Raw genomic sequence first — 18,229 nt, forward strand, 5'->3', positions numbered from 1 at the left:
AAATGAGCAAAGATGTATTTGTATTTATAGAACAAAGAGATAATACGCTACAAAAAGTAGGTATAGAACTTTTAGGTAAGGCAAGAGAGCTTGCTGATGCTCTTGATCAAAAAGTAGTTGCAATGCTTCTTGGAGAAAAGATTAAAGATGAAGCTAATATTTTAATAAAGCATGGAGCAGACAAGGTAATTTATGTTGAAGATCCTATGCTAAAGGAATATGTAACTGAGCCTTATGCGAAAGCAATATTTGAAATTATTAAAGAAAATGATCCTGAAATAGTAATTTATGGAGCAACTTCAATAGGTCGTGATTTAGCACCAAGATTGGCAGCAAGAATCCATACAGGACTTACAGCTGACTGTACAAAGCTTGAAATAGATCCTGAGTCAAAAAATCTTATGATGACTCGTCCTGCATTTGGTGGAAATTTAATGGCTACAATTTTATGTGAAAATCATCGTCCACAAATGGCAACAGTAAGACCCGGCGTAATGCAGTCACTTAGCAGTGATGCTTCAAGAACCGGTGAAGTGGTGGAAAAGAAAATAGAATTTGTTCCTGAAGATATGAACGTTACTGTAAAGGAAATTATAAAGAGCAAATCTAAGAAAAAAGATATTACAGAGGCAAACATTCTTGTATCAGGCGGACGTGGACTTGGCGGACCAGAAGGATTTAAGATGCTTGAAAGTCTTGCAAATACACTTGAAGCTGAAGTTTCATCTTCAAGAGCGGCAGTTGATGCAGGTTGGATAACAAAAGATCGTCAAGTTGGACAAACAGGTAAGACTGTAAGACCTGAATTATATTTTGCATTAGGTATATCAGGAGCTATTCAACATTTAGCAGGTATGGAAGAATCAGACATAATTATAGCAGTAAACAAAACAGAAGATGCACCTATATTTGATGTTGCAACTCTTGGAGTAGTTGGAGATATAAACGCAATAGTTCCAAAACTTACTGAAGCTATTGAAAGAGAAAAAGCTATTAAAGCTGAAATAAATTAATAATTAAAAAACGCTTTAACATTGTTTAAAGCGTTTTTTTCAATTATTTGAAAGAATTGTCTTTTGATAAAAGATAAAATAAGAACTAATTTTAAAATTAGTTCTTATTTTATTGGACATATATAATTTTGTTATTTGCCAAGAATTTTTGATATAGTATAATATAAATGAGGTGTAAAATGAAAGAATTTGAAAAATATGGAAAGGTTTTGTTAAATGAACCTCTAAAAAAATATACAAGCTTTAGAATTGGAGGCAATGCAAAAGCTGTATTATTACCTGTAGATGAGAATGCACTAATAGATTCAATTAAATTATGTAAAGAAAAAAATATGAATTATATAGTACTTGGTAATTGTACTAATATTTTAGTTGATGATGAAGGATTTGATGGACTTGCAATAATTTTAAAAGGAGTCCTTGATGATATAAGAGTAGATAGAAATATATTAACTGCAAAATCAGGTGCAACATTAAGACAAGTTGCAACAATTGCGATGGAAAATTCTCTTGGAGGGCTTGAATTTGCTCATGGAATACCGGGTTCTGTAGGCGGAGGCGCTATTATGAATGCCGGAGCTTATGATGGAGAACTTAAAGATGTAGTTGAAAGTGTAAGACTTTTAGACGATGAGCTAAATATAATAGAGCTTTCAAATGAAGAAATGCAGTTTTCATATAGAAATAGCATTGCACAGGATAGAGGATATATAATTTTATCTGTGAAATTTAAACTGTTTGAAAAAAATATTGAAGAAATAAAAGAAAAAATGAATGACTTTTATAATAGGCGAAGAGAAAAACAACCTCTTGAATATCCGAGTGCAGGTTCCACATTTAGACGACCTACGGGATATTTTGCAGGGAAGTTGATTGATGATAGTGGACTTAGAGGACTTAAGCATGGAGGCGCACAGGTTAGTCAAAAACATTGTGGTTTTGTAATAAATGCAGATAATGCAACGGCAAAAGATGTAAGAGAATTAATAGAAATTGTTCAAAAGACTGTATATGATAAATTTAACGTTGAGCTTAAAAGAGAGGTCAAATATATCGGAGGAAAATAATGGAAATACTTGTAATAACAGGAATGAGCGGAGCCGGAAAATCACAGGCACTAAATATTTTAGAGGATTTAGGATATTTTGCAATGGATAATCTTCCGCCGGCACTTATACCTAAATTTGCTGAAATTGCCTCGGTATCAAATTATGTAAATAAGGTATGTGTGGTTGTTGATGTTAGAAGCGGAAAATTTTTTCAAGATTTTTCATCATCGTTAAATCAGCTTAAAGGTCTGAATATTGATTATAAAGTCATGTTTTTAGATTCAAGTGAAGAGGTAATTATAAATAGATATAAAGAACTTAGAAGACGCCATCCTTTAAATGAGTCAATAGTTAAAGGGTATTCTCTTGAAAGAGAATTGCTAAAAGATATTAAGTCAAATGCAGATTATATAATTGATACTTCAAATTTAAGTACAGCCACTTTAAAAAAGAATATAAGAGATATTTTAAAAATAGATTTTCAAGAGGAACTTAAAATTTCCATAGCTTCATTCGGATTTAAAAATGGAATATTACTTGATGGAGATTTGATATTTGACGTAAGATTTTTGCCTAATCCATATTATATACCGGAGCTTAAAGAGTTGAACGGAAATAATGAAAGTACGAAGAATTATGTTATGAGTCATGAAGTTACAAGGGAATTTATAGACAAATGTGTAGATATGCTTAGATTTCTAATTCCGAATTATTTAAAAGAAGGTAAGAGTGTATTATCGATAGGATTTGGGTGTACCGGAGGATTTCATAGGTCGGTTGTAATTGCAAATGAGATTGGAAGAAGATTAAAATCTCTTGGAAATAATGTAACTATAAATCATAGAGATGTGGGAAAAATATGAAAAATGTAGTTGTAGTAGGCGGAGGAACGGGAATTTCCGCTCTGCTTAGAGGAATTAAAAAATATACTGAAAATTTAACTGCGATTGTAACTATGGCGGATGATGGTGGAGGTTCGGGAAGACTTAGAAGTGAACTGGGTATTTTACCGCCGGGAGATGTAAGAAATTGCCTTTCTGCTCTTGCAAATACAGAGCCGGTTATGGAAAAACTTTTACAATTTAGATTTGACAGTGGAACATTAAAAGGTCAAAATTTTGGAAATATTTTGATTGCAGCTCTTTGTGAAATATATGGAAGTTTTGATACAGCACTTATGCAAATAGAAAATGTACTTAGTATTACAGGAAAGGTAATCCCTGTTACACTTGAAAACATTCATCTGGTTGCGGAGTTCTATAACGGAGATAAATGCATTGGAGAGTCAATGATTCCAAGTATGTCATATAAGCTCGATACAGGAATAAAAAACATGAGTATGTTTCCTAAAATACCGCAGGCTAATCCGAAAGCAACAGATGCAATTTTAGATGCTGATGTTATAATATTCGGACCGGGAAGTTTATATACATCTATAATCCCAAATCTGCTTGTAGAAGATATAGTTGATTCAATAAAAAAATCAGATGCTCAAAAAATATATGTATCGAATATAATGACACAAAAGGGAGAAACTTTAGGATATACACTTGCAGATCATATAAAAGCATTTGAAAAATACAGTTATGAAAATATTTTAGATGCCTGCGTTGTAAATAATATGCAGATAAGTGAAAAATTGCTTAAATACTATTTGATTAGAGATAGAGCAAAAGAAATAAAAATGCTTGAAGAAGATAAAAAGTTTTTAAATTCTAAAAATATAGATATTATACTTGGAGATTTTGTAGAAGAAAACTCTAAATATATTAGACATAGCGGAATTAAAATAGCGGAAGCGTTAAAAAACAGCTCAATCTTGTAATGATTGGCAAAAAATGATATTATTTAGATTGAGATTGGAGTGAATTAGATGAGAAAGTATAGAAAGAGAGAACATGTTGAAAATTATCTTCGTTCAACTTATGTAGGAAATCCATTATTTGAAGATGTTTTTTTATATCATAATTCTTTGCCGGAATGTGATTTTAATGAAATAGATACATCTACTGTATTTTTAAATAAGAAAGTAGATTTTCCACTTATAATAAATGCGATGACAGGTGGAAGTGAATTTGCTGAGGGAATAAATTTATCTCTTGCAAGAGTGGCAAAGGAATTTAACATTCCAATGGCTGTAGGTTCACAGACAATAGTATTTGAAGATAAAGATGCGAGAAAGTCATTTGAATGTGTAAGAGAAACACTTGGTGATGGAATTGTACTTTCTAATTTAAGTGGTCATGCTACTGTTGATGAGGCAAAATATGCTATTGATATGATAAAAGCAGATGGAATACAAATTCATCTTAATCCTGCACAGGAACTTGCAATGGAAGAAGGAGACAGAGGGTTCAAAGGAATAATTAAAAATATATCTAAAATTGTAGAAGGTGTTGATGTTCCTGTAATTGTGAAAGAGGTAGGATTTGGAATTTCAAAAGATGTAGCTGTAAAGTTATACGATGCAGGAGTAAGATATATTGATGTATCCGGATTTGGAGGTACGAATTTTTTTGAAGTTGAAAATTTAAGAGTGCCAAGTAATGATTTATCTGAATTATATGGCTGGGGAATTCCAACTGCAATGAGTCTTATAGAAGTAAATTCACTTGGATATAAAGATCTTAATATGATAAGTTCCGGAGGAATTAAAAATTCACTTGAATTGGTAAAGAGTATTGTACTCGGTGCATCGATGACGGCGATAAGTGGAGAAATATTAACTTATTTAATTCATGGCGGATATGAATATACAATGCAATATATTTCAAATATAATATATAAGTCAAAAGTAACTATGCTTTTGACAGGAGCAAAAAATATATCTGAGCTTAGCAGAGTAAATTATAGAGTAACAGGAAAACTTAGAGAACTTGTAGATTATGATAAATAAAATTATGCACCTTAGCTTTTAGCTAAGGTGTTTTTTATATACAGATTAAAATTATTGTTGTTTTGATTTTAAATTATAATTACATGATGATATTTTTTAAATTGATTAAATAGGTAAGTTGTGATACTTTATCTATATATCATATTAATAAAGGAGATGATTTTTTGTGAACAGTAAACTACATAAAATACTTGCTATTTTATTAATGAGCATTATTATTTTAGTGGACGTATCACCAGTTATTGCGTTGGAAGAAGCGTGGACTTATAAAATGGAAACATCGGAAGTCGAGATAATAAAAAATCCTAACTATGATTATTATTTAAATCACAGAGATGAATTTAAGTACGGTTATGTTCCTCCAAAAACTTTATTTCCGGTTGCAGAACCTATAAGCGGCAGAAGAAGTAAGGGAGATATTCCGGTTCCTGAAAAATATGACGCAAGAGAGATCGGTTTAATATCTCCTGTTAAAAATCAAAATTCTACCGGAACTTGTTGGGCTCATGCATCCATGTCATCCGTTGAAACTGCACTTAAAAAGTCAGGTGATGTAGATTTTTGTGATTTTTCAGAATTGCATTTAGTACATAATACAAATAAGTCAACTAATTTACAAGATGGAGGAAATATTCCGTTTGCGATGTCATATTTCTCCAGATTAAACGGGCCTAAATTTGAAAAAGATTTTCCGAGTACAGATTCTGTTTCCGATGATGAAGTGAAAGTATTACCGGGGCATACTATAATGGAAGATTTTAGTAAGAAGTCGGCTGAAAAGCAAGTTGGAGATATGATAGTAATAAATAAATCTGAAATAAAAAAGTTTGTTATGGAATATGGAGCTGTAATTGGAAGTTATCATCATGATGAATCCGGATTTATTAAAGATTTAAATGGAATTGTTGATAAGACAAGATACCATTTGAAAAAAAGCGAGTTAAATCATGCTGTAACAATTATAGGCTGGGATGACAGTAAAAAAATAACTGATGAAGTAGTAGGCGCTTATTTAATAAAAAACAGTTGGGGTACAAATTTTGGCGACAATGGATATTTTTGGGTTTCTTATGAAACATTTCCCGAAAATGTTGGTGGAAAACAAAGTAATTATTATGTACTAACAGATGTAAGAGATAAAGTGGCGGATAACGTATATCAATATGATGAATATGGAGTAGCAGGATTTGACGGATTTAAAACATTAAAAACTTTTATTTTTGCAAATGAATTTGACAAGCAATCTGCTAAAGATGAGATTATAACAGATATTGCTTTTTATAATTGTAATGCTAAAAATACAGAGTTTACAGTATATATTGTTGAGCGCGATGATTGGAAATCAAAAAAACTTTCAAATTTAAGTGAGGAGAATAAAGTAGCAACGGGGAATATAAATCATTCAGGATATTATACTGTTCCTCTTGAAAATCCAAGGCACATAACAAAAAATAAATTTGTAATTATTATGCAATTAGAAACAGATACGGAAGGCGTATATGCAGGGTTGGCAGCGACAGATACAGGGGAAGACAAAAAGCCTAAGAATAAAAAGTCATATTACTGGACCGGTATGTCATTTAATGAAGCTATAGGTTGTATGTCTCTTAATGCTTATTCAAAAGTAGTATTAGAAGAATATACAATTACAATAAACAGTTCAGAAGGCGGAATTGTAAAAGCAAATAAATATAAGGCGAAAAAAGGTGAAGAAATAACTTTAACAATAGAACCTAAAGAAGGTTATGAACTTGATAAAATAGAAGTAAAAAAAGATGACGAAGAAATAATTTTAACTTCAGATAACAAGTTTATAATGCCTGAAGGTAATACAATAATAACGGCAAAATTTAAGGAAAAACCTGCAGAAGAATATACAGTTACAATAATAAATGACGGTAACGGAAATGCAAGTGCCGATATTCAAAAAGGAAAAACGGGAACAGAAGTTACTCTTTCCGCCACTGCAAATTCGGGATACAAATTTAAAGAATGGCAAGTAATAAACGGTGATGTTACTGTTTCAAATAATAAATTTAACATTGGAAATAAAGATGTAGAAATTAAAGCTGTCTTTGAAAAAATTTCACCAAATTCTGAAACGGTAAAAATTATATTTGACTCCAACGGAGGAAGCTTTGTGCCTACACAAAGCATTGAAAAAAATACAAAAGCAATAAGACCGACAGACCCAATAAGATTTGGATACACATTCATGGGTTGGTATAGAAAATTTAATCAAGAAGAATTATTTAACTTTAATGAGAAAATTAACGAAGATACCATTTTAATTGCAAAATGGGAAAAGAACTATAACATAACACCGGATCCTTATTACTCTAAGTCTAATACTTGGAAAACCATTAATGCAACACAGATAACGAAAACAGAAGAGAAAAAAACAGAAATTAAACAGATAGAACTAAAAACAACTATAAAAATAGGATCAAAGACATTAGAAAAATCCATAAATGGAAAATCAGTTTCTATTCAAATGGATGTGGCTCCATATATAGAAAACGGAAGAACAATGCTTCCGATAAGATTTGTAGCAGAAACCCTTGGATTTGAAGTAGAATGGAATAACAATACAAGAACAGTAATACTGAAAAATAAAGATAATACAGTTGAGTTGCCGATAGGAACAAATAAAATAATAGTAAACAGTGTTGAATACACATCAGATGTAAAAACTGTTATAAAAGATGACAGAACATTTCTTCCTGTGGCAAATATAGCAAGGGTACTTGGAATGAAAGATGGCAAGGATGTAGTTTGGGATGAATTGACAAAAGAGGTTACGATCATTAAAAAGTTAAAGTAAAAAACCCCGCGTTTAACGCGGGGTTTTCTGCAAAATTAGTTATTGTAGACAAATTTATTCGGCAGGTCCTACATAGTGTAGATCGCCTTTATAAACTCCTGCAAAATTATTTGAATCAATTTGATAAGTATATTGTAAAGTTAAATTTCCTATATAGAGTTTTTCATTTTGTGTATGAGGACAATCTTCTATAATTCTTGAAAAATTACCATTGTTTTGATAAATAGTATACTCATATTCAGAAATTACTTCATTCTTGTATTCTCTTGGCTGTGATGACTTTTCTGATAATAAATTAGGTTTAAGTTCCTCGTAAGAGATAACTTCTTTAAATCCTTCGGGAACTTTAGGTTTGTTGTTTGCATATACTGCCATGGAAAACGATATTACCAAAATGAAAGTTACTGCTAACAAAATTCTCTTTTTCATAAGTTACCTCCATATCTTCAATCACAAAAACTATAAGCTTCCTCAATATAAGGATATCACTATATTCTTATTTAGTCAAAATTGTTTTTTTAAATTTTAAATTATTAGATAGAGTACTTGAAATTGGAGTATTATTTATTGATAAATATGTGAATTAAGAGTGCATCTATTCCGTACACTAAGTTGGAGCAGGATATTTTATATAATTCAATTAAAGTTAAAATGACTTTTTATAATTCATACTCCCCGTTTGAAATTTTTTAATACATATTTGAAGATGAAATTAAATTGGATTAAAATCGAAAGTGTGAGGAAGTATAATGACTTCTTTAAACTACATGAAAGCGAGTTAAATAAAAGGTAGGATCTAAATTGATACTACCTTCTACAGCTGAATTATAATTTTATGATTTTATATTCAAATCCACATTCATTGATAAAACGACACATATCTTCAGTTGTAATAAAGGCTGTTTTTGTATTGTCGTTAACATGAAAGCTCATATATTTTTCGTTCATTATTTCTTCATCAAGAATAATATTTACATCTTTTTCGAAGTTGTTCAACAATCCGAAAATTGAAACGACTCCCGGAGGAAGCATCAATTTTTCCATCAATTTTTCTTCTGAGCAAAAATGAAGTCCTTTTGTTTCAATAAGTTCTTCAAGAATTTTCATATCAACTCTTTTCATATCGTCCATGACTATTAAGTAATATGCACGATTTTTTTTGTTAGCCAAGAATAAGGTTTTAGTCCTTACGCCTTCAATACCTTCGATATATTTATCTGCCTGTTCTGTAGTTAAAGCCGGCGGATGGTCAACTAATTTATAGTTTATATTCAGTTCTTCGAGTTTTTGTAATACTTTTTCATATTCTTTCATAACATACCTCCGAAGATTTAAGAAAGATTTAATTAAAGCAACTTGTATTAAATTACATTTTATCATAAAAAGCAATAAATGTATTTTAAAATTATAATAAATAAATAGTTTATTATCTTGATAAATGGGTAACATATTAATGTGAGTATGAGTATAAGTATGTTTTTTTCATTTTAGTTCTCCTTTCAAGTAAAATAGCAGATAAATTATAGTTCAGTATAGTTTATCTGCTATTGATTTTAGAAAGATCCCGACAATTTGATGAAATCTTTTTAATTCAGTTATATATGCAAAATCATTTCCATAGATCTTTTTTTCCGTTTCTAAATCTTCTTCAAGACCTGTAAATACTCCGAGTACATCAATTCCTTTAAGTTTTGTAATTAATACATTATTGTAAGTGTCTCTTAATGCGAGTTCATCTACATAGTCTTTTATTCCGAAATCTCTTATTCCGACAAGACCAAGATTAGTTTCATCATTCGGTTTTCCATCAGATAATATGATTAAAATTTTTCTATCTTGAGAATTTTTTTCTATCAAATCTGTTAAGAGTTTTATTGCAAGTCCATCACGATTACTACCTGATGCTCTGTATTTAAAAATTTCTTTGTTTTTCAGTTTTGAATCATTGTAGTCTCTGAATTTTCTGATTACGAGGTAGTTAAAATAATTATTGAATGAAAAAACTCTTGTCTTTATGTTTAATTCTGTAAGAGCTTCTGTGATTATATAGGCTTCAATTGCAATTTCGCTCTGTCTTTCTTCTTGAGATGCTGATGCATCGAGTAGTATATCGACACTTATATCTCCGTGATAGTCTGTGAAATTTCTCTTAAATATTTTCGAATTGTTTGTGTGTTTGCTTTTCCAAACGGAACCGGCAACTAAGTTTCCGCTAATGCTCGGAATTTCATATTCTTCCGTATTTTTTAATAATGAGTTTTTAATTATTTCAGAGAGGTTTTTGATTCCTCTTTTATAATTCAGTTCATCTTCTTTAAATAAATTTAGATTTTCATTATATATTTCTTTTGCCTTTTGCTCATTGTAGGATAAAGGATTTTTAAATTCACCTTTAGTAAAATGTAAATTTACTTTTTCGTGAACTCCTGTACAAATTTTTTCTTCAAGCTTTTCAACTTCAGATTGTTTCATATACGATATTCCATAGTGTTTTTCAACAGATGCAGTTAGATTTTTGTCTGTTGTTTTTAATGAACGATTTTTTTCTATTGTAAGTTTCGTATTTTCATATTTTGCAGAAGTAAATTCAGCTGATTCAATTGTATATTTTTCAAGTTCTGCGATATCCAAGTAGTTTACGACTAAATGGGCAGATCCATTTTCCTGCATTTCTTTTTTCTTTTTAACTTCTTTAATTATATTTTCTACTTTTTCTGTTGATGGTAAATTTTTATATATGTGAAAGTATTTGCTGAATATTGATTGTAAAAATAATAAAAGTTCAAGTGTATCTTTACTTTTGAAGTTTAAAATATCATCTAATAGAAGTTTTACAGTATTATTTATTTTTGGAATTATTTTGTTTTTTACTTGATAATATGCTATTTCAAGTTCTTCGCCGAGATTATGTGCCGCAGAGTTTGAGTATTTATAAAATAGTTTATTTTCAAATTCACATTTAAAATCAGATACACCGGGTCTATTTTTAATTAATTGGTCTATAAGCGAATTTTCCATAGACAGTTCTGCTATTGTAAGCATATCTTTATAATTTGCACTTAATTTATAGTGTGCTTTTAAAAATTTTTCGACATAGGGCATATCATAGTATTTATAGCATATTCCAAGAATGGCTGCTTTGTAGTTTTCTGATATTTCATTTTTGAAAATTGTTAAATTTATTTTGGTTTCATAGTTTTCCGAAACTGTCCATACTAAATTTTCAAGTCTTCCGCTCATTTGAAAAGCTCCGATGAAGAAAGATTTTTTTCAAATAGGGTTTTTAAAATGTCTTCAACTACTTCAGCTTCATATATATCAAAACTTTTATGACTCATTCCCATTTGAATGGCATGGTTAATTGTAAGGCCATATTCCATAAGTGATATTGCACTGATTAGCCCTCTTAGGTCAATTGATTTTGATGAAATTTCTGAATTTAATGATTTTTTTTGTAAATCCATAAAGAACTTTGCGAATCTATTTATATATTCATCTTTTAAATTAGTTTTATCTTTTAAGATTTTGATTAAGTCAGTATTAGTTATAGTAGGCATATCAATTACAAGAAATCTTGAAACAAGAGCTTCATTGAGATCTCTTGTGCCTATATATCCATAGTTCATTGTGGCAATAAATCTTGTTGCCTCATGAAGTTTTAGCCTTCCGTATCCCGGCACATCAATAATTCTTCGATAGTCAAGTGCGGAGTGAACTACACTCAGTGCTTCGTTTTTTGCCATATTTATTTCATCAAATACACCGAATCCGCCGTATTCTGCAGTTTCATATACGGGACCCTTTTTTAGAATTACTTCATTATTTCTAAAGGTATCAGAACCGATAAGAGAAGATGTATCTGTATTGATATTTAGTGAAATTGTCCAAAGGGGTCTTTTAAACAAAAGTGCTAAATTTTCTGACAGTACATTTTTTCCTGTAGCTTTTGGGCCTGAAAGTAATATGTGATTTCCGGATAGTATTCCTGCAATTGCCTTTTCCCATACATCCTTTCCATAGTATTTGAACTTTGGAGAAGGAACTCTGTAATTTATGTTTTCATCAATTGAATAAAATTTTAAAAATTTATCTACTTCGTTTAATAAGCTTTCGGAAACTCCTTGAGAAAGTAAAAGCTCTTTCATATATCCTCCTAATTAAATAAATAGAATTTTAGCTGCTAAAATACACAGCACAAATAAAATACATGGCCTTGTAAATTTTTGAGCATTTTTCAATGCCAATCCTGAACCTACATAATTACCTGCCATACTTGCAAGAGCTCCTAAAAGACCGAGGGGTATTATAATTTTTCCGTTTAATAGGAAAATTATAAGTGCTGTTATATTCGAGGCGAGGTTTATTATTTTTGCATGTCCGTTTGCAAATTGTACATTCATTTTTGCAAATACAGTGAATGCTAAAATTAAAAATGTTCCTGTTCCGGGACCATACATTCCATCATATATTCCAACTAAAAATGCACTTATAGTTACGGTAATGTATGTTTTTTTATTTATAATAAGTTCGTCAGATGTCGCGGAATCAAAGAATTTTTTGTTCAATACTAAAAAGGCGGCAACAGGGAGAATTATAATCATAATTTTATGAAGTTGGTCTTCTCCTAAGAACATCATAAGTTTTGCACCGATAGATGCTCCTAAAAAAGCTGCTATAACAGCCGGAAATGCAAGTTTAAAGCTTACAAATCTATTTTTTATGAATCTAAGTGTTGCCATTGCAGTTCCGCAAGTAGATTGCATTTTAGTTGTTCCAAGTGCCATATGTATAGGTAGTCCTGCAAGTAAAAATGCCGGAAGAGAAATCAATCCTCCGCCTCCTCCGATTGAGTCTACGACTCCGGCTAAAAATAATAAGGGCAATAATATTATTAGAGCTTTAAATGTTAAATATTCCATAATTCACCTCACGTATGATATATTAACACAAAAATCATATACAAAAAAGAATTACAGTTATTTTATTGTAAAAAATTTAATAAAAATCTTTAAAAATAAAAAAACTATGATATAATAAACTTGTGATAATAGTTTTAGGAGGCTACCATGAAAGGTTCTTGCTGTTTTTCAAGCGGCCAAATTAATAAATTTACAATATTAAAAGAACCTAATCTAAGTGTAAGAAAAATTTCTTACGACTTGGCATTGATAGATAAACTTAGAGGGAAGTTGAACTCTGTTTTTGCGCCTAATAATATTACTATAAGTGTAAGCAAATTTAATAGTCTATTTGTGTGAAAGAGAATCCGTATAGGATTCTCTATTTTTATTGGGAGGATATCTATGAAAAAGTTGTACGAAGGAAAAGCAAAAGAAGTTTATTCTACTGAGAAGAGCAATGAATATATCATCAGGTATAAAGATGATGCGACAGCAGGTAATGGAGAGAAAAAAGCAACAATAGCGGGTAAGGGAGAGTTAAATCTTGCTATTACAACTGCAATTTTTGAGATGTTGGAAGAAAAGGGAATAAAAACTCACTATATTGAAACATTAAATAATAGAGATATGAGAGTTAAAAAAGTTACAATACTTCCGCTTGAAGTAATAGTGAGAAATATATCTGCAGGTTCCTTTGCAAAGAGATTTGGAGTTGAAGAGGGAATAGTTTTTTCTAAGCCTACTTTTGAATTATCATATAAAAATGATGAACTTGGAGATCCTTTGATGTGTGAAGATCATGCTATTGCACTTGGACTTGTAACTAAAGCTGAATATGATTTTCTAAAGGATACTACTCTTGAAATAAATGAGCTTTTAAAGAAGTTCTTTGAACAAATAAATTTAAAGCTTGTAGACTTTAAAATAGAATATGGAAAGACTGATGACGGAGAAATTATTCTTGCGGATGAAATTAGTCCCGATACTTGCAGATTGTGGGATAAAGATACAAACAAGAAATTTGACAAGGATATTTTCAGAAGAGATCTTGGAGATTTAATAGAAGGATATAAAGAAGTCCTAAATAGAATGAGAGGCTAATATGTGCGGTATAATCGGCATTTATTCAAATTCGAATGTAAATAAAAAATTATTTTACGGATTAAATTCACTTCAACATCGTGGACAGGAGTCTTGCGGTATAACTGTTTCAAATGGCGAAAGTCTAAAACGTGAAAAGGGAATGGGACTTGTAATAGATGTGTTTAATGAAAACAGGCTTAATGTGCTTGAGGGAAATCTTGGAATAGGACATGTTAGATATTCTACTGCGGGTGGTTCACATGATTATAATACTCAGCCACTTATGGCATTTGCCAGAGGAATAGAGATGAGTTTAGCACATAACGGGAATTTAATTAACCATCAAATTTTAAGGACACGTCTCGAAGAAGATGGAATTATGTTTCAAACAGGAATAGATACTGAGGTAATTTTGTTTTTAATAGCAAGATACTATAAAGGAGATATAGTAGATGCCGTTAAAAAGACCATGGGCATAATAAAGGGAGCGTACAGTATTGTTTTGCTTTTAAAAGATAAGTTGATTGCGTTTAGAGATCCGATGGGAATAAGGCCGCTTGTGCTTGGTCAAACTGAAAGTGGAGATGTAATATTTTCATCTGAAAATGCACCAATAGAAATAATAGGCGCGCAAGTAAAAAGAGACATACTTCCGGGTGAGATTGTAGTAGTAGATGAAAATGGAATTAAATCACATTTTATTGAAGGAGCAAAAAAGCCTAAGCACTGCATATTTGAATATGTATATTTTGCGAGAAACGATGCAACTTTAGACAAGGTTAACTCATATAATTTTAGAAGAAGATGTGGAGAGCTACTGTCAATAGAAGCACCTTGTGATGTAGATTTAGTAGTACCTGTGCCTGACAGCGGTATTCCCTCTGCAATAGGATATTCACAAGAGGCAAAAATTCCGTTTGCAGAGGGACTTGTAAAAAATAGATATATGGGAAGGACTTTTATAAAGCCGACTCAAGAAGAAAGGGAAATGGCGGTTGCACTTAAATTAAATCCGCTTAGACATGTAATAGAAGGTAAGAGGATAGTTCTTTTGGATGACTCAATTGTAAGGGGAACTACATCTGCAAATCTGATAAAGAGGATGAGAGAATCCGGAGCAAAGGAAGTACATCTTAGAATTACATCTCCTCCGGTAGAATATCCATGTTATTATGGGATAGATACTCCTAGCAGAATAAATTTAATTGCTGCAAATAACAGTGTTGAAGAGATAAGAGAAAAAATAGGAGCGGACTCTCTTGCATTTTTATCTATGGATGGATTGCAAAGGGCAACTCTTATAAGAGATGATAGATTTTGTAAAGCTTGTTTTAACGGAAATTATCCCGTTGACCCAATAGTTATATAAGGAGATTTTTATGATTGATTATAAAGATTCAGGAGTAGATATTGACTCCGGCAATAGAGCGGTAGAACTTATGAAAGAACATGTTAAAAAAACTTATACAAGTGGAGTTTTTGGAGACATAGGACTTTTCTCAGGAGGATTTTCTCTTGATGAGTTTAAAGATATGGAGCATCCTACACTTCTTGCATCAACTGACGGCGTAGGTACAAAGCTTCTTATAGCACAAAAAATGGATATTCACAATACAGTTGGGATAGATCTTGTTGCAATGTGTGTTAATGATTTAATTTGTCAAGGTGCAAAGCCTTTATTCTTTTTAGATTATATTGGAGCGGATAAAATTATTCCGGAAAAAATTTCGAAGATAGTAGAGGGGATTTCAATAGGATGTATAGAAACCGGAGCTGCATTAATTGGAGGAGAAACAGCCGAACTTCCGGGAATGTATTCTAAAGATGAATATGACCTTGCAGGTTTTAGTGTAGGGATAGTAGATAAAAACAAAATAATTGACGGGAAAAAAATTAAAAGCGGAAATGTTGTAATAGGGCTTGCATCTTCCGGATTACATTCAAACGGATATTCACTTGCAAGAAAATTATTTTTTGAAGAATTAAATAAGACATGTGATGATATTTTTCCAAATAGTGATAAAAGTGTCGGAGAGGTTCTTTTAACACCCACAAAGCTATATGTAAGGACGATTTTATACTTAATAGAAAGATATGATATTTTAGGAGTTGCAAATATTACAGGTGGAGGGCTTGTAGAAAATGTTCCAAGAATTATCCCGGATGGATTAGGTGTTAGAATAGGCAAAAATTCTTGGGATCTTCCGATAGTTTTTAAAGAAATAGTAAACTCTAAATTAGTAGAGGAAGATGAATTATATAGGGCATTTAACATGGGTGTCGGAATGACAATAATAGTAAAATCTGAAGATGCTGATAAAATTTTAAAAGATATAAATGAAAATACAACTGACAAAGCCTATATAATCGGGGAAGTTATAGAGGGAAAAGGTGTTGAATTGGTATGAGAATAGCTGTTTTTATATCGGGTACAGGCTCAAACTTAAAGGCACTTATTGATGCAAAGAAGCTCAATGAATTTGACAGTACTATTGAACTTGTGTTGTCAAATAAAGATGCCAAAGGATTATTTCATGCATATAATGAAAAAATTCCAACAGTTGTTACATCTGATGAAGATAATATTTTAAATAAACTTGAAGAATATAAAATAGATTTTATCGTACTTGCCGGTTTTCTTCCTATAATAAGTAAAAATATATTGGAAAAATATAAAAATAGGATAATAAATATACATCCGTCACTTTTGCCTAAATATGGGGGAAAGGGATATCATGGCGTAAATGTGCATAAGGCAGTATTTGAAAATAAAGAACGAATAAGCGGAGCAAGTGTACATTTTGTTACGGATGAAATTGACGGAGGCGGAGTAATCATACAAAATCAAATTGATATTTCAGATTGCAGAAGTCCTGAGGAAATTGCAGAAAGAGTTCTAAAAATAGAACATAGTATATTAAAAAAAGCTATAAAAAAAATAGAGGAGGAACAATGAAAGCACTTATTTCTCTAACAGATAAGAGTAATGTGGAATATTTATCAAAATCTCTAAGTGAACTTGGAATAAAAATAATATCAACAGGTGGAACTTTAAAGGTAATAAGAGATTTTGGAGTGAATGCAATTGACATTGAAAGTATAACAAACTTTCCGGAGATGCTTGGCGGTAGAGTAAAAACGCTATCTCCTTATGTGCATGGCGGAATTTTATATAGAAGAGGTTTAAAGGAAGATGAAGATACAATAAAAGAGTATAAAATTTCTCCAATAGATATAGTTGTAGTAAACTTATATGATTTTCAAGGAGCTTTAAAAACGGGAATTCACGAGAGTATAGTAGAAAATATTGACATTGGAGGGCCGACTCTAATAAGAGCGGCTGCTAAAAATTATAAAGATGTTTTGATAGTTACAGATCCGAGTGATTATGAAGAACTGATTGAAAGGCTTAAAAATAATAAAGTTGATATTGAATTTAGAGAGAGACTTGCAGCAAAGGCGTATTCTTTAACTGCATACTATGACTCTATGATTTCAAGATACTTTTTAGAAAAAACAGGAGCAGATTTAAAATATCGTTCGTTTGGGTTTGAAAAAATAAGCAGTTTAAGATATGGGGAAAATCCTTCACAAAAAGCGGCTATATATAGGGATAATTATGTAAACAGCTATCTGTCAAATGCAGAAGTTATTCATGGGAAGGAAATGAGTTTTAATAACTATAATGACTTAAATGCGGCAGTAGAATTATCTGCAGAACTTGGTATAAATACAGTTGTGGCATTAAAACATTCTACACCCTGCGCAGCTGCAAAGGGTAAAAATATTTTAGAGGCGTACAGTAAGGCGTATAATGCAGATCCTGTTTCAATATTTGGAGGAATAGTTTCTGTAAATGGAGTAATTGATAGAGAAACAGCTGTTGAGATGTCAAAAACTTTCCTTGAAATAATTGCGGCTACAGATTTTACAAAAGAAGCTCTTGAAATCTTGACTTCTAAAAAGAATGTAAGACTTGTAAAAATTGATTATAATTTAAAGCAACAGGACATAGATCTGAAATATTTAGATGGAGTAGTTTTAATACAAGACAGAGATACTGCTGAAGATGGTTATGAAATTGTAACTAAGTCTAAGCCGACTGATATGGAAAAGGAAGATTTAATCTTTGCAATGAAAGTTGTAAAGTATACAAAGTCAAATGCCATAGTAGTAGTAAAAGACGGAGCAACTCTTGGAATTGGCGGAGGACAAACATCGAGGGTATGGGCTCTTGAGAGTATAAGAAATAATCATCCTGATAAGGATTTTTCGGGTAGTGTACTTGCATCAGATGCTTTTTTCCCGTTTGATGATTGTGTTAGAATTGCAGGAGAGATCGGAGTTTGTTCAATAATTCAACCCGGAGGTTCTCTAAAAGATAAAGAGTCCATAGATAGATGTGATAAATTAAATATTTCTATGGTATTCACAGGTAATAGACATTTTAAACATTAGGAGGG

Annotated in this window: 17 protein-coding genes; 12 read left to right on the forward strand and 5 right to left on the reverse strand. The window is 31.2% G+C overall.

The genetic code is table 11. From position 1 onward, the window contains the following. Positions 1-2: 2 nt before the first annotated feature. From M915_RS07135 to M915_RS07160, 6 genes are all read left to right on the forward strand, one after another. Positions 3-1,013 (forward strand): electron transfer flavoprotein subunit alpha/FixB family protein, encoded by a 1,011-nt coding sequence (locus tag M915_RS07135; RefSeq protein ID WP_009221773.1) that lies wholly within the window; start codon positions 3-5, stop codon positions 1,011-1,013. A 179-nt stretch (positions 1,014-1,192) separates the two neighbouring features. Continuing rightward, complete coding sequence (gene murB / locus M915_RS07140) at positions 1,193-2,080, forward strand: UDP-N-acetylmuramate dehydrogenase (protein ID WP_036730622.1); 888 nt, start codon at positions 1,193-1,195, stop codon at positions 2,078-2,080. Next, on the forward strand, positions 2,080-2,925 hold the full coding sequence (gene rapZ / locus M915_RS07145; protein ID WP_009221775.1) for an RNase adapter RapZ: 846 nt from the start codon (positions 2,080-2,082) through the stop codon (positions 2,923-2,925). Before murB ends, rapZ begins: the two co-directional genes overlap by 1 nt. Then, positions 2,922-3,887 (forward strand): gluconeogenesis factor YvcK family protein, encoded by a 966-nt coding sequence (locus tag M915_RS07150; RefSeq protein WP_009221776.1) that lies wholly within the window; start codon positions 2,922-2,924, stop codon positions 3,885-3,887. Before rapZ ends, M915_RS07150 begins: the two co-directional genes overlap by 4 nt. Positions 3,888-3,935: 48 nt before the next feature. After that, positions 3,936-4,958: a type 2 isopentenyl-diphosphate Delta-isomerase gene (gene fni / locus M915_RS07155; RefSeq protein ID WP_009221777.1), complete on the forward strand. Its 1,023-nt coding sequence runs from the start codon at positions 3,936-3,938 to the stop codon at positions 4,956-4,958. A 166-nt stretch (positions 4,959-5,124) separates the two neighbouring features. Next, positions 5,125-7,782, forward strand: coding sequence for a stalk domain-containing protein (locus M915_RS07160; protein WP_036730625.1), 2,658 nt, complete (start codon positions 5,125-5,127; stop codon positions 7,780-7,782). A gap of 54 nt (positions 7,783-7,836) precedes the next feature. Here the strand turns inward: M915_RS07160 and M915_RS07165 are convergent, their stop codons facing one another. The 5 genes from M915_RS07165 to M915_RS07185 form a co-directional block, all read right to left on the reverse strand. After that, complete coding sequence (locus tag M915_RS07165; RefSeq protein ID WP_036730628.1) at positions 7,837-8,211, reverse strand: hypothetical protein; 375 nt, start codon at positions 8,209-8,211, stop codon at positions 7,837-7,839. A 396-nt stretch (positions 8,212-8,607) separates the two neighbouring features. Next, positions 8,608-9,096, reverse strand: a complete 489-nt coding sequence (locus tag M915_RS07170) for a prolyl-tRNA synthetase associated domain-containing protein (protein ID WP_036730630.1) — start codon at positions 9,094-9,096, stop codon at positions 8,608-8,610. Between the two features lie 213 nt (positions 9,097-9,309). Further along, on the reverse strand, positions 9,310-11,022 hold the full coding sequence (locus tag M915_RS07175; RefSeq protein WP_036730632.1) for a vWA domain-containing protein: 1,713 nt from the start codon (positions 11,020-11,022) through the stop codon (positions 9,310-9,312). Beyond that, the gene (locus M915_RS07180) at positions 11,019-11,927 is read right to left on the reverse strand and encodes an AAA family ATPase (RefSeq protein ID WP_009221781.1); all 909 of its coding nucleotides are present in this window, start codon (positions 11,925-11,927) and stop codon (positions 11,019-11,021) included. The genes M915_RS07175 and M915_RS07180 overlap by 4 nt, the downstream gene beginning before the upstream one ends. A gap of 12 nt (positions 11,928-11,939) precedes the next feature. Beyond that, positions 11,940-12,701: a sulfite exporter TauE/SafE family protein gene (locus M915_RS07185; protein WP_009221782.1), complete on the reverse strand. Its 762-nt coding sequence runs from the start codon at positions 12,699-12,701 to the stop codon at positions 11,940-11,942. A 147-nt stretch (positions 12,702-12,848) separates the two neighbouring features. Between M915_RS07185 and M915_RS07190 the strand changes: the two genes are divergently transcribed. From M915_RS07190 to purH, 6 genes are read left to right on the forward strand one after another with little or no spacing between them, the layout of a single operon-like run. Further along, positions 12,849-13,040 carry a hypothetical protein gene (locus M915_RS07190; protein ID WP_009221783.1) on the forward strand — a complete coding sequence of 64 codons (192 nt, stop codon included), beginning with the start codon at positions 12,849-12,851 and terminating at the stop codon, positions 13,038-13,040. 45 nt (positions 13,041-13,085) lie between these two features. Then, positions 13,086-13,784, forward strand: coding sequence for a phosphoribosylaminoimidazolesuccinocarboxamide synthase (gene purC / locus M915_RS07195; protein WP_036730634.1), 699 nt, complete (start codon positions 13,086-13,088; stop codon positions 13,782-13,784). 1 nt (position 13,785) lies between these two features. Next, a complete protein-coding gene (gene purF, locus M915_RS07200; RefSeq protein ID WP_009221785.1) occupies positions 13,786-15,135 on the forward strand; it encodes an amidophosphoribosyltransferase in 1,350 nt (449 codons plus the stop codon). 10 nt (positions 15,136-15,145) lie between these two features. Beyond that, entirely contained in the window at positions 15,146-16,174 is a 1,029-nt protein-coding gene (purM, locus tag M915_RS07205) for a phosphoribosylformylglycinamidine cyclo-ligase (protein ID WP_036730636.1), read from the forward strand. Further along, on the forward strand, positions 16,171-16,722 hold the full coding sequence (gene purN, locus M915_RS07210; protein ID WP_036730638.1) for a phosphoribosylglycinamide formyltransferase: 552 nt from the start codon (positions 16,171-16,173) through the stop codon (positions 16,720-16,722). Before purM ends, purN begins: the two co-directional genes overlap by 4 nt. After that, a complete protein-coding gene (gene purH, locus M915_RS07215; RefSeq protein ID WP_036730640.1) occupies positions 16,719-18,224 on the forward strand; it encodes a bifunctional phosphoribosylaminoimidazolecarboxamide formyltransferase/IMP cyclohydrolase in 1,506 nt (501 codons plus the stop codon). Before purN ends, purH begins: the two co-directional genes overlap by 4 nt. The last annotated feature ends 5 nt before the right edge of the window (positions 18,225-18,229 follow it).

This window comes from Peptoniphilus mikwangii, assembly GCF_000468535.1.
Classification (GTDB): domain Bacteria; phylum Bacillota; class Clostridia; order Tissierellales; family Peptoniphilaceae; genus Anaerosphaera; species Anaerosphaera mikwangii.